The following is a 13,340-nucleotide window of genomic DNA, read 5'->3' on the forward strand; positions in this document are numbered from 1 at the left end:
TCTCGCAGGCCTCGTCCGAGAACAAACAGGGAGCAACCGGAATGGGTTCGGTTCGCGTAGCCATCGTCGGCGTAGGCAACTGCGCCGCCTCGCTGGTGCAGGGCGTCGAGTACTACAAGGACGCCGACCCGGCGGCCAAGGTCCCCGGTCTGATGCACGTCCAGTTCGGCGACTACCACGTCAGCGACATCGAGTTCGTCGCCGCGTTCGACGTCGACGCGAAGAAGGTCGGCCTCGACCTTTCGGACGCCATCGGCGCCAGCGAGAACAACACCATCAAGATCTGCGACGTCCCGAGCGCGGGTGTGACCGTTCAGCGCGGCCACACCCACGACGGCCTGGGCAAGTACTACCGCCAGACCATCGAGGAGTCCACCGAGGCCCCGGTCGACATCGTCCAGATCCTCAAGGACCGTCAGGTCGACGTCCTGATCTGCTACCTCCCCGTCGGTTCCGAGGTCGCGGCGAAGTTCTACGCCCAGTGCGCCATCGACGCCAAGGTCGCCTTCGTCAACGCCCTCCCGGTCTTCATCGCCGGCACCAAGGAGTGGGCGGACAAGTTCACCGAGGCCGGTGTCCCGATCGTCGGCGACGACATCAAGTCGCAGGTCGGCGCCACCATCACGCACCGCGTGATGGCGAAGCTGTTCGAAGACCGCGGTGTCCGTCTTGAGCGCACCATGCAGCTCAACGTCGGCGGCAACATGGACTTCAAGAACATGCTGGAGCGCGACCGGCTCGAGTCGAAGAAGATCTCCAAGACTCAGGCCGTCACCTCGCAGATCCCCGACCGCGAGCTCGGCGAGAAGAACGTCCACATCGGCCCGTCCGACTACGTGGCGTGGCTCGACGACCGCAAGTGGGCCTACGTCCGCCTCGAGGGCCGCGCCTTCGGTGACGTCCCGCTGAACCTCGAGTACAAGCTCGAGGTGTGGGACTCCCCGAACTCCGCCGGTGTCATCATCGACGCGCTCCGCGCTGCGAAGATCGCCAAGGACCGCGGCATCGGTGGCCCGATCCTGTCGGCCTCGAGCTACTTCATGAAGTCCCCGCCGGTGCAGTACTTCGACGACGAGGCCCTGGCCAACGTCGAGAAGTTCATCAAGGGCGAGGTCGAGCGCTAGTCGAACCCCGGCGTCCGCAAGGACACCTGGACTTCGAGAGCTCTTCAGCGGAGGGTCCCCGGGCAATGTGCCCGGGGACCCTCCGCGTGTGTGACCCTTTCCCTCATGGCTGTCGTACGTGATCTGCGCGTACTCCTGCGTCTGCGGGACTTTCGCAACCTGCTCGCCGTACGGCTGCTCTCCCAGGCCGCCGACGGGGTCTACCAGGTCGCACTGGCCGCCTATGTCGTCTTCTCCCCGGAGAAGCAGGCCTCGCCCGCGGCCATCGCCTCGGCCATGGCCGTGCTCCTGCTGCCCTATTCGGTGATCGGCCCCTTCGCGGGAGTCCTGCTGGACCGCTGGCGCCGCCGCCAGGTCTTCCTCTACGGCAACCTGCTGCGGGCCTTCCTCGCCTGCATCACCGGCATGCTGATCGTCGCGCACGTCCCCGACTGGCTCTTCTACGCCTCGGCCCTGTCCGTGACCGCGGTCAACCGCTTCGTCCTGGCCGGGCTCGCGGCCTCCCTGCCACGGGTCGTCGGGCCCGGCCAGCTGGTCACCGCGAACGCCCTCTCACCCACCGCGGGAACGCTCGCCGCCGTCGCCGGCGGGGGACTGGCCTTCCTGGTCCGCGTACTCGCCGACGACTCCGACGCCCTGGTCGTCCTCCTCGGAGCCGGCCTCTACCTGTGCGCGGCCCTGGTCTCCCTGCGCCTGGCACTGGATCTCCTCGGGCCCGACCATCCTCCCGGGAGGATCAACCCGACGGTCGTCCAGGGGGTCGCCCTCACCGTGCGGGGCCTGGCCGAAGGCCTGCGCCACCTGGCCTCCCGGCGCGAGGCGGCCCGGGCGCTCACCGCCATGACCGTCATGCGGTTCTGCTACGGGGCCCTGTTCGTCACGCTGCTCATGCTCTGCCGCTACGCCTGGTCGGACAACGAGGCCGACGGGCTGGCCCTGCTGGGCGTCACGGTCGGCGTTTCCGGGGCCGGGTTCTTCGCGGCCGCCGTCGTCACTCCCTGGCTGGTGGGCCGGCTGGGCGCCCTCGGCTCCATCACCCTGTGCGCCGCGGGCGCCGCGGTGCTGGTGCCGGCACTCGGCCTGTTCTTCGCACCCGGGCCGATACTTGCGGCCGCCTTCGTGCTGGGCCTGGCCACCCAGGGGGCCAAGATCTCCACCGACACCGTGGTGCAGTCCCAGGTGGACGACGCCTTCCGCGGCCGCGTCTTCTCCGTCTACGACGTGCTCTTCAACGCCGCCTTCGTCGGCGCCGCCGGGGTGGCCGCACTCGTGCTCCCCCTCGACGGGCACTCCGTCCCCCTGATCATCGGGGTGGCCCTGCTCTACGCCGCGACCGCCGCACTCCTCATGCGTCAGGGCGATGTTTCACGTGAAACATCGCCCTGACCGCAACACGACCGGCTCTCCGGCCCGATGTTTCACGTGAAACATCGGGCCGGCCCTCAGGCCTGAGCGGCCCACCACTCCTTGAGGGCGGCCACCGCAGCCTCCTGCTCCATGGGACCGTTCTCCAGCCGCAGCTCCAGCAGGAACGCGTACGCCTTGCCGATCACCGGGCCGGGGCCCACATCGAGGACCCGCATGATCTCGTTGCCGTCGAGGTCGGGCCGGATCGCGTCCAGCTCCTCCCTCTCCTGCAGCTGGGCGATGCGCTCCTCCAGCCCGTCGTAGGTGCGGGAGAGCGCGTTCGCCTTGCGCTTGTTGCGCGTGGTGCAGTCGGAACGGGTCAGCTTGTGCAGGCGGTCCAGCAGCGGACCGGCGTCACGGACGTAGCGCCGCACGGCCGAGTCGGTCCACTCGCCGTCCCCGTACCCGTGGAAGCGCAGGTGCAGCTCCACCAGCCGGGCCACGTCCTTGACCATGTCGTTGGAGTACTTGAGCGCGGTCATGCGCTTCTTGGTCATCTTCGCGCCCACCATCTCGTGGTGGTGGAAGGAGACCCGCCCGTCGCTCTCGAACCGACGGGTCCGGGGCTTGCCGATGTCGTGCAGCAGGGCCGCGAGCCGCAGCACCAGGTCCGGGCCGTCCTCCTCCAGCGCGATCGCCTGCTCCAGCACGATCAGCGAGTGGTCGTAGACGTCCTTGTGCCGGTGGTGCTCGTCGCTCTCCAGCCGCAGCGCCGGCAGCTCCGGCAGCACGTGCTCGGCCAGCCCCGTGTCCACGAGGAGGCCCAGGCCCTTGCGCGGGTGTGCGGACAGCAGGAGCTTGTTCAGCTCGCCCTGGACCCGCTCGGCCGAGACGATCTCGATGCGGCCGGACATCTCCGTCATCGCCGCCACCACGTCCGGGGCGACCTCGAAGTCGAGCTGCGCGGCGAACCGCGCCGCCCGCAGCATCCGCAGCGGGTCGTCGGAGAAGGAGTCCTCGGCCGTGCCCGGGGTGCGCAGCACACCCGCCCGGAGATCCTCCAGACCGCCGTGAGGGTCCACGAACTCCTTCTCGGGCAGCGCGACGGCCATCGCGTTCACCGTGAAGTCGCGGCGGACGAGGTCCTCCTCGATGGAGTCGCCGTAGGAGACCTCGGGCTTGCGCGAGGTCCGGTCGTAGGACTCCGAGCGGTAGGTGGTCACCTCGATCTGGAAGCTTCGATCAGCGTCTCCGACGCGGGCACTTTTCTGCGCACCGACCGTGCCGAAGGCGATGCCGACGTCCCAGACCGAGTCGGCCCACGGCCTGACGATCTTGAGAACGTCCTCGGGCCGGGCGTCTGTGGTGAAGTCGAGATCATTGCCGAGGCGCCCGAGCAGCGCGTCGCGGACGGACCCGCCGACCAGGGCGAGGCGGAAACCCGCCTCCTGGAAACGGCGGCCGAGCTCGTCGGCGACAGGGGCGATCCGCAGCAGTTCGCTCACTGCGCGGGCCTGCCCGTGATTCAGGACACTGGGGTTGTCTTCGTTGGCGTTCGGCACAACAGAAAAGGGTACGTGCCCGGCCCGCCGCGAGCTCCCGTGTTTTGCGGCCACCCCGGCCCGCGGCCGCTCCGGGGCGGGCCCGATCATGTGGAGCAAGGCGCGGCACTCGCGCACAGCGGGCCTCGTTACCATGCGTGGACGCACAAACGACGACCACTGACACTCCGAGGGACGGGCGAGCGCGTTGGCCGAGGCGGCAGACATCCAGGGGGCGTCCCTCGCTCCTGCCCGGCGGCGCTGGCTGCGACGCGCGGTCGTCCTGCTCGCCGGGACGCCGGTACTCGCCGGCCTGGTCTACTCGCACGTGCCCGAAGCCCAGGCCGCCGATACTGCGGCCGCCGCCGTCGACGTCCAGCTCGACGCCCTGACGCCGACCGCGCCGGTCAAGGGCGACACGCTCACCATCTCGGGCACGGTGAAGAACAACGGCTCCGAGAAGATCACCGACGCACACGTGGGTCTGCGGGTCGGGCCGGCGCTGGGGGACCGCAGCTCCATCGACGAGGTCGCCGAGCGCGGCGCATTCCGGGCGGGCACCGACCCGGCGGAAGTCGGCCCCGAGTTCGCCGTGAAGATCGATTCGCTGCCTTCGAAGGTCAGCCAGCCCTTCACCCTCAAGGTTCCGGTGAACAAGCTGGACCTGGACGAGGACGGCGTCTACCAGCTCGGCGTCTCCGTGTCCGGGGAGACCTCGAGCCGCCAGTACGAGCAGGTCCTCGGCATCAAGCGGACCTTCCTGCCCTGGCAGCCGGAGCCGGCCGCCAAGCGCTCCCAGCTCGCGTACGCCTGGCCGTTGATCTCCACCACGCACCTGACCTCGGAGACCGGCTCGGACGAGCTCCAGACCCCCGTCTTCCTCGACGACAGCCTCGCCGACGAGCTGCGGACCGGCGGCCGCCTGGAGCAGATGGTCACCCTCGGCAAGGACCTTCCCATCACCTGGGTCATCGATCCGGACCTGCTCTACACCGTCGACGCCATGACCAAGGGATACCGGGTCCGCACCCCCGAGGGCCGGACCGTCCCGGGCAAGAACAAGGCCATCGCCGAGCAGTGGCTGAGCTCGCTGGAAAGCGCCGTCCAGGGCAAGAAGGTCGTCGCGCTGCCCTTCGCGGATCCGGACATCGCCTCGCTCGCCCACCGCGGCAAGGACGTCTCCGGCACCCTGGGACAGCTGCGGCCGGCCACGGACAAGGCGAAGCAGGCCGTCGAGACCGTCCTGCACGTCCCCGCGAGCACCGACTTCTCCTGGCCCGTGGACGGCGCCATCGACCCGTCGATCGTCAACGTCGCGACCTCGGCCGGTGCCCACAACGTCCTCACCCGCAGCGACAGCCTCCAGGAGACCGGCGCCCTCGGCTACACCCCGTCGGCCGCGCGGCCCATCGGCGCGGGCACCACGGCCGTCGTCGCCGACGCCGACCTCTCCACCGCGTTCCAGGGCGACATGCTCCGCGCCGGGAACTCCACCCTCGCGGTGCAGCAGTTCCTCGCCCAGACCCTCGCCCTGAACCTGCAGAAGACCGACAACCAGCGCAGCTTCGTCGTCGCTCCGCAGCGGATGCCCAGCTCCAGCCAGGCACAGACGATGGCCGCCGCCATCCGGGGTCTGCAGTCGGGCCGCTGGAGCCAGGGCGTGGACCTGGAGGCGGCCGCCGCGGCGACTCCCGACCCCCGCGCCGCCACCCAGGTCCCGGGAGCCGGCCAGTACCCCGAGGCGCTGAGCAAGCAGGAACTGCCGGTCTCCGCCTTCGAGAAGATCCGCACCACCGAGAACACGCTCGGCCACTTCAAGGTGATCCTGACCGCGCCCGACCGCGTCGAGATCCCCTTCGGCAACACCACCAACCGGGAGATGTCCTCCTCGTGGCGCGGCCGCCCCGACGCGGCGCGGGCCTACCGGGACCAGGTGCAGCAGTACCTGATCCGGCTCACCGAGAAGGTCAAGATCATCCCGAAGTCCGACGCGACGCTCTCCGGACACAGCGCGACCATCCCGGTCACCGTCCAGAACAGCCTCGTCCAGGACACCCACAACCTGGTCCTGCGACTGCAGTCCGCCAACCCGACCCGGCTGATGTTCGGCGACAGCGGCGAGGCCCAGCAGGAAGTCGCGATCCAGGGCGGGCACAGCCAGACCGTGAAGTTCCCCGCCAACGCCACCGCGAGCGGCCCGGTCTCGGTGACGGCCCAGCTCTTCACCACCGACGGCGTGCCCTACGGAAAGGCCCGCAAGTTCACCGTCGAAGCCACCGAGGTGACCCCGACCGTCATGCTCGTCATCGCGGGCGGTGTCCTCCTCCTCGTGCTGGCCGGCATCAAGATGTACGCCAGCCGCAAGCGTGTCGCGGCACGCACCGCCGCAGAGGAGAGCACGCAGCAGAGTGACGAGTCCCCGGACACCGGACCGCAAAGCGCGGACCCGTCCGGCACGGGTGAGACAGTGGACCGTTGAGCGATGCCGTGGCCGGTCGGCCTGGGGACGATGAGGTGGGGTTTCGATGAACGCGCCGTACGAAGGTGACCGCGCGCAGGGCACTGGCGGGCCTGCGCCCTCCCAGGGCACTGCCCCCGGCGCCCCGGTGCCGGGACAGGTTCCCGCGCCCGCGCCCGCGCCGGACCACGACCCCTATGTCCAGGACGCCTACGCCTACGACCCGTACCGGGCGCAGGACCTCTCCGCCCAGGATCCGGTGGCGGAGGTCCTCTACGACCGGGCCTCGCACCCGCCGCCACCGCCCGGCACCTTCCAGGAGCCCGGCCCGCTCTACGCGGCCCCGGCCGCCCCCTCCTACGCCCCGGACCCGCGGGTGTGGGCCCAGACCCCGCCGCCCGAGCCGGACGGCCCCTCCCGGCACCTTCCCTACGGCGACCACGCCACGACCACACAGTTCGTCGGCGTGGACTCCCTCGTGACCAAGGCCGCCGACCAGGACCCCCGCCCCGACGCCTTCGCGCACCTCTACCGGGACCAGGACGCGGCGCCCCGTACGCCCGCCGAGGACGCGCCCGTGGCCGCCCCGGCACCGAGCAAGCCCGCCGGACGCGCCTCCAGCCTGCTCAAGTCCAGCGCCCTGATGGCCGCCGGCACCATCGTCTCCCGCATCACCGGCTTCCTGCGGACCCTGGTGATCGCCGGAGCGATCGGCGTCGCCACCCTCAACGACAGCTACCAGGTCGCCAACACCCTGCCGACGATGATCTACGTCCTGGTCGGCGGCGGCGCCCTCAACGCCGTCTTCATCCCGCAGCTCGTGCGCGCGATGAAGAACGACGAGGACGGGGGAGAGGCGTACGCCAACCGGCTGCTGACCCTCGTCATGGTCCTGCTGGGCGCCGTCACCGTGGTCTGCGTGCTCGCGGCCCCGCTGTTCATCGGCATGATGTCGCAGAAGATCGCCAACGACCCGGCGCGCCTGGACGTGGCCGTCGCCTTCGCCCACTACTGCCTGCCCACCATGTTCTTCATGGGCGTGCACGTGGTCCTCGGTCAGATCCTCAACGCCCGCGGCCGGTTCGGCGCGATGATGTGGACCCCGGTCCTCAACAACATCGTCGTCATCGCCACCTTCGGCGCCTTCATCTGGGCCTTCGGCGGCTTCACCACCACGGGCGTCACCGAGGCCGGCATCACCCCCGAAGGCGTCCGGCTCCTGGGCCTCGGCACCCTCCTCGGCCTCGTCGTCCAGTCCCTGGCGATGCTTCCCTACCTGCGCGACGCCGGCTTCAAGCCGCGCCTGCGGTTCGACTGGAAGGGTCACGGCCTCGGCAAGGCCGCAGGCCTGGCCAAGTGGACGTTCTTCTTCGTCCTCGCCAACCAGCTCGGCCTCATCGTCGTCACCCAGCTCGCCACCTGGGCGGGCGAGGTGGCCGACAAGCAGGGCCACGGCGGTACCGGCATCACCGGCTACAACTACGCCCTGCTGCTCTGGCAGATGCCGCAGGCCATCATCACCGTCTCCGTCATGACCGCCGTCCTGCCGCGCATCTCCCGGTCCGCCCACGACGGCGACGCCGCCGCCGTCCGTGACGACATCTCCTACGGACTGCGCACCTCGGCCGTCGCGATCGTGCCCTGCGCCTTCGCGTTCCTCGCCCTCGGCGTCCCCATGGCAGGCCTGCTCTACGCCGGCTCCGGCACGCAGAGCGCCCAGAACATCGGCTTCATCCTGATGGCCTTCGGCCTCGGACTGATCCCCTACTCCGTCCAGTACGTGGTCCTGCGCGGCTTCTACGCCTACGAGGACACCCGGACGCCCTTCTACAACACGGTCATCGTGGCCGCCGTCAACGCGGGCATGTCCGCCGTCGCCTTCTTCGTGCTCCCCGCCCGCTGGGCCGTCGTCGGCATGGCCGCCGCCTACGGCCTCGGCTACGCCGTGGGCGTCGGTGTCGCCTGGCGCCGACTGCGCACCCGCCTCGGCGGCGATCTCGACGGAGCGCACGTGATGCGCACCTACACCCGGCTCATCGGCGCCTGCGTCCCCGCCGCCGCCGTGGCCGGCGCCGTCGCCTTCGCCGTCCTGCACTTCATCGGCAGCGGAGCCCTCGGTTCCCTCACCGCGCTGGTGGCCGGCGGCATCTCCCTGGCGGCGGTGTTCCTCGTCGCCGCCAAGCGGATGCGCATCGAAGAACTCAACGCCATGGTCGGGATGGTCCGCGGGCGCCTGGGGCGCTGATGCGTACAACCATCCCGTCCTCTGGCGTGTCGTGCAGATCGGTGGACTGTGGGCACAATTGGCATGGCTTCGCAGACTGGCCGACAGCGCGCAACGGATGGGGAGGCGGGGACGACGGTGGCGGAACGTAGCACGGCTGCCGTCGACGTGGCCGACAACAGCGGCGACGAGCCGCTGGCCGCGGAGACGGCCCAGGCCACGGCCGACGGGGTGGACACCCAGAACGGACAAGCCGCGGACGGAACCATGCCCGAGAAGGACGGCGAACGCAGGACCCCGGCACCTGCTGCCGCACCCGAGCTGCACAGCGGCCACAAGCTGGCCAGACGCTACCGGCTCGAGGAATGCGTCACCCGTCTGGACGGATTCAGCAGCTGGCGTGCGATGGACGAGAAGCTGCGCCGGGCCGTGGGCGTCCACCTGCTGCCCGCCGACCACGCGCGGGCCCGCGCCGTCCTGGCCGCCGCCCGCTCCTCGGCCCTCCTCGGCGACCCCCGGTTCGTCCAGGTCCTCGACGCCGTGGAGGAGAACGACCTCGTCTACGTCGTCCACGAGTGGCTGCCCGACGCCACGGAGCTCACCGCGGTCCTCGCCGCCGGCCCCATGGAGCCGCACGAGGCCTACCAGCTCGTCAGCCAGGTCTCCCAGGCCATGGCCGCCGCGCACCGCGAGGGACTGGCGCACCTGCGCCTGACCCCCAGCGCGATACTGCGCACCTCCACGGGCCAGTACCGCATCCGCGGCCTCGCCGTGAACGCCGCCCTGCGCGGCATCACCAGCGAGACCCCGCAGCGCACGGACACCGAGGCCATCGGCGCCCTCCTGTACGCCTCGCTGACGCAGCGCTGGCCCTACGAGAACGACGCCTACGGCCTCACCGGCCTGCCCAAGGGCGTCGGCCTGATCGCCCCCGACCAGGTCCGCGCGGGCGTGCACCGGGGTCTGGGCGAGCTGGCCATGCGCGCCCTCGCCAACGACGGGGCCACCGCCTCGCGGCAGGAACCCGCCTGCACCACCCCGGAAGAGCTCTCCAAGGCCGTGGCCGCGATGCCCCGCATCCGGCCGCCGGAGCCGACGTTCACCGCGCCCCCCGAGTACCAGCACACCACGTACCAGCAGGGCAGCTACGGCAGGCCCCAGGGCCCCGGCATGCCCACCACGCAGGTCCGCACCGTCGTCCCCCCGCCGCCGCCCCTGCAGAGCCGTACCGGTCGCGTCCTCAAGTGGAGCGTGGCCGCCCTGCTGATCGCCGCCCTCGGTCTGGGCAGCTGGCAGCTCGCCGACACCCTGCTCAACCGAAGCAACCAGGGCAGCACCAGCGGCAGCCAGACCAGCCACGAGAAGCCCGAAGACACCCCGACGGAGAAGGCGCCCACGCTCCTCTCCATCAAGGGCGCCCAGGAGTACTTCCCCGACCGCGTGGCCCAGGACGCCTCCAACGTGCGGAACACCTTCGACGGCGACGCCAGAACCTACTGGCGCACCAAGAGCTTCCACGACGGCCCGGAGATGACGGCGGACTTCAAAGCCGGAGTCGGCATCGTCTACGATCTCGGCTCCGAGCAGGCGGTCAGCGGCGCTTCGATAGCGTTGAAGTACGCGGGCGACCACACGACCGTCACGCTCTACGCGGCCGACTCCATGTCCTCGTCGACCCCGCTCAGCTCCATGAAGAAGATCGCGAACGGCACCACGTCGGACAGCGCGCTCAACACGACCACCGACGCACCGGTCACCACGCGGTACGTGGTCCTCTGGATCACGGCGATGCCGCAGGCGGGCGCCGACACGTACAGCGGAGCGGGGTTCAAGCAGGCCATCACGGACGTGAAGTTCACGGGCTGACGGACGGCAGGGGAGGGGCCCAGCGTTGGACGAAGCCACACCCGGCGGCCGCAGCGACCAGGAGCTCCTGTCGCTGCACACCGCCGGTGACCCGGACGCCTTCGGTGAGCTCGTGCGCAGGCACCGCGACCGGCTCTGGGGCGTCGCCCTGCGCACCCTCGGCGACCGGGAGGAGGCCGCCGACGCCGTGCAGGACGCCCTCGTCTCGGCCTACCGGGCCGCGCACACCTTCCGCGGCGAATCCGCCGTCACGACCTGGCTGCACCGCATCACCGTGAACGCCTGCCTGGACCGGGCCCGCAAGGCCGCCTCCCGCAGGACGTCACCCCTCGACGACACGGACCGCCTGGAGCGCCTCCTGGAGCCCCACGAGTCCGCCGAGGCTCCCGCGGAGCGCCAGGACCTCCACCGGCAGCTCCTGGCCGCTCTGAGCACCCTCCCGGCCGATCAGCGGGCGGCACTGGTCCTCGTCGACATGCAGGGATACCCCGTCGCCGAGGCCGCCCTCATGCTCGACGTCCCCGTCGGCACCGTGAAGAGCCGCTGCGCCCGCGGCAGGGCCAAACTCGTCCCGCTCCTCACTCATCTGCGCACGCATACCGGGGATAACACCGATACCGAGCGGGGAAGGAACCGGACACCGGGGACAACCGTCCCACCGGCGGCAGACCGCGGGGACCCGACCGCGGATCCCAACGCAGTGAAGGGCGGAGGTGGACGAGCGTGAACCCCACAACCGGCGCGACCGGCACGATCGGGCACCCCGACGTCTCGGAGATCTCCGAGCTGGCGGAAGGCCTCCTCTCCCCGTCCCGCACGGCGGAGGTACGCAGCCATCTCGGCGGCTGCCCCCTGTGCGCGGACGTCCGTGCCTCGCTGGAGGAGATCCGGGCCCTGCTCGGCACCCTGCCCGGCCCCGCCCGGATGCCCGCCGACATCTCCGGGCGGATCGACGCGGCCCTCGCCGCCGAAGCACTCCTCGATGCCACCGCGCCGCACCGGGAGCCCGAGCCCGCCGGGGCAGCCGGGGCGGCCGGTCCCGATGTTTCACGTGAAACACCCGCCGCCGCGCCCGGTGAAAAGGGCCCCCTGCGGCCCTCCGGTCACCCGGCCGGCGCAACCGGCCCCGGCCGGCGTCGCGCGCGCCGCCGGGTCGCTCTTGCGGGCGGTCTGCTCGCGGCGTGCGCCGCTGGCGTCCTGGTGTTCGGCCTGATGTCCGGCGACCGCCCCGCCCAGGACATGTCCGCACGGGGGGACGCGTCCACCGCGCAATCCCGGTCCGGCACGCCCGAGTACACCGCACAGGGACTCCCCGGCACCGTGCACCAGCTCCTCGCGTCCGCCGCCCGGGGAGACAAGGCGGCGGGGGAGCGGAACAACACCTTCGGAGTGGAGAACAGCCCCGCGTCCGAACCGAGCCTCGCCCCGGCCGACGGCGAGGCGCCCGGGGCACCCGCCTGCGTCCGGGAAGCCACCGGGAGAAGCGAGACCCCGCTGGGCTTCGAGTCCGGCACCTACGAGGGCAAGGACGTCTTCCTCCTCGTCCTGCCCCACCCCGGCGACCCCGCCTCCGTGGACGCCTATCTCGTCGGCTCCGCCTGCGTCACCGACCCCTCGGCCGTGCCCGGAAAGCCCCTGCTCACCCGCACCTATCCCAAGAGCTGAGAGGCCGGAAAGCCCAGGGGGACAACTCGGGAATGCAGGCGCCGTAGGATCCGTTGGGTGGGGTGAGAGTCCACACCGGCCCCCCGGTAGGCAGCAGGCAGTCCGCAGAGACGAGGAATCAACCCGTGAGCGACGTACGAAACGTGATCATCATCGGCTCCGGGCCGGCCGGTTACACGGCCGCCCTGTACACCGCACGCGCTTCGCTCAAGCCGCTGGTCTTCGAAGGTGCCGTCACCGCCGGTGGCGCGCTGATGAACACCACCGAGGTCGAGAACTTCCCCGGCTTCCAGGACGGCATCATGGGTCCGGACCTCATGGACAACATGCGCGGCCAGGCCGAGCGCTTCGGCGCCGAACTGATTCCGGACGACGTCGTCGCCGTGGACCTCACCGGTGAGATCAAGACCGTCACCGACACCGCCGGCACCGTGCACCGCGCCAAGGCCGTGATCGTGACCACCGGTTCCCAGCACCGCAAGCTCGGCCTGCCCAACGAGGACGCCCTCTCGGGCCGCGGCGTCTCCTGGTGCGCGACCTGCGACGGGTTCTTCTTCAAGGACCACGACATCGCCGTGATCGGCGGCGGTGACACCGCGATCGAGGAAGCCACCTTCCTCTCCCGGTTCGCCAAGTCCGTCACGATCGTCCACCGCCGCGACTCCCTGCGCGCCTCCAAGGCCATGCAGGACCGCGCCTTCGCCGACCCGAAGATCTCGTTCGCCTGGGACAGCGAGGTCGCAGAGATCCACGGCGAGCAGAAGCTCACCGGGCTGACCCTGCGCAACACCAAGACCGGTGAGACCTCCGCCCTGCCCGTGACCGGCCTCTTCATCGCCGTCGGCCACGACCCGCGCACCGAGCTGTTCAAGGACCAGCTCGACCTCGACGCGGAGGGCTACCTCAAGGTCGACGCCCCCTCCACCCGCACCAGCCTCACCGGTGTGTTCGGCGCGGGCGACGTGGTCGACCACACCTACCGTCAGGCCATCACCGCCGCGGGCACGGGTTGCTCCGCGGCCCTCGACGCCGAGCGCTTCCTCGCCGCCCTCGCGGACGCCGAGAAGGCGCACGCGGCGGTCTGACACCCTCAAGCAGCACCACACCCCACTCCC

Annotated in this window: 9 protein-coding genes; 8 read left to right on the top strand and 1 reads right to left on the bottom strand. The window is 70.8% G+C overall.

Annotation, left to right across the window (positions count from 1 at the left end; all coding sequences use genetic code 11):
- Window positions 1-41: 41 nt before the first annotated feature.
- Both ACFRU2_RS29605 and ACFRU2_RS29610 read left to right on the top strand, forming a co-directional pair.
- Window positions 42-1,124: an inositol-3-phosphate synthase gene (locus ACFRU2_RS29605; protein WP_382977663.1), complete on the top strand. Its 1,083-nt coding sequence runs from the start codon at window positions 42-44 to the stop codon at window positions 1,122-1,124.
- A gap of 105 nt (window positions 1,125-1,229) precedes the next feature.
- Window positions 1,230-2,510 (top strand): MFS transporter, encoded by a 1,281-nt coding sequence (locus ACFRU2_RS29610; RefSeq protein ID WP_382977665.1) that lies wholly within the window; start codon window positions 1,230-1,232, stop codon window positions 2,508-2,510.
- A 56-nt stretch (window positions 2,511-2,566) separates the two neighbouring features.
- Here the strand turns inward: ACFRU2_RS29610 and ACFRU2_RS29615 are convergent, their stop codons facing one another.
- Window positions 2,567-4,033, bottom strand: coding sequence for a CCA tRNA nucleotidyltransferase (locus ACFRU2_RS29615; protein WP_382977668.1), 1,467 nt, complete (start codon window positions 4,031-4,033; stop codon window positions 2,567-2,569).
- A gap of 187 nt (window positions 4,034-4,220) precedes the next feature.
- Between ACFRU2_RS29615 and ACFRU2_RS29620 the strand changes: the two genes are divergently transcribed.
- The 6 genes from ACFRU2_RS29620 (at window position 4,221) to trxB (ending at window position 13,310) form a co-directional block, all read left to right on the top strand.
- Complete coding sequence (locus tag ACFRU2_RS29620) at window positions 4,221-6,491, top strand: DUF6049 family protein (protein WP_382977671.1); 2,271 nt, start codon at window positions 4,221-4,223, stop codon at window positions 6,489-6,491.
- A 46-nt stretch (window positions 6,492-6,537) separates the two neighbouring features.
- Window positions 6,538-8,715 carry a murein biosynthesis integral membrane protein MurJ gene (gene murJ / locus ACFRU2_RS29625; protein ID WP_382977673.1) on the top strand — a complete coding sequence of 726 codons (2,178 nt, stop codon included), beginning with the start codon at window positions 6,538-6,540 and terminating at the stop codon, window positions 8,713-8,715.
- 117 nt (window positions 8,716-8,832) lie between these two features.
- Entirely contained in the window at window positions 8,833-10,560 is a 1,728-nt protein-coding gene (locus ACFRU2_RS29630; RefSeq protein WP_382977676.1) for a protein kinase family protein, read from the top strand.
- A gap of 25 nt (window positions 10,561-10,585) precedes the next feature.
- Entirely contained in the window at window positions 10,586-11,287 is a 702-nt protein-coding gene (sigM, locus tag ACFRU2_RS29635) for an RNA polymerase sigma factor SigM (protein WP_382977679.1), read from the top strand.
- Window positions 11,284-12,225 (top strand): anti-sigma factor family protein, encoded by a 942-nt coding sequence (locus ACFRU2_RS29640; protein WP_382977682.1) that lies wholly within the window; start codon window positions 11,284-11,286, stop codon window positions 12,223-12,225. The genes sigM and ACFRU2_RS29640 overlap by 4 nt, the downstream gene beginning before the upstream one ends.
- Window positions 12,226-12,350: 125 nt before the next feature.
- Window positions 12,351-13,310 carry a thioredoxin-disulfide reductase gene (gene trxB, locus ACFRU2_RS29645; protein ID WP_382977685.1) on the top strand — a complete coding sequence of 320 codons (960 nt, stop codon included), beginning with the start codon at window positions 12,351-12,353 and terminating at the stop codon, window positions 13,308-13,310.
- Window positions 13,311-13,340: the final 30 nt, after the last annotated feature.

This window comes from Streptomyces sp. NPDC056883, assembly GCF_042788835.1.
GTDB classification, from domain to species: Bacteria; Actinomycetota; Actinomycetes; order Streptomycetales; family Streptomycetaceae; genus Streptomyces; species Streptomyces stoeckheimensis.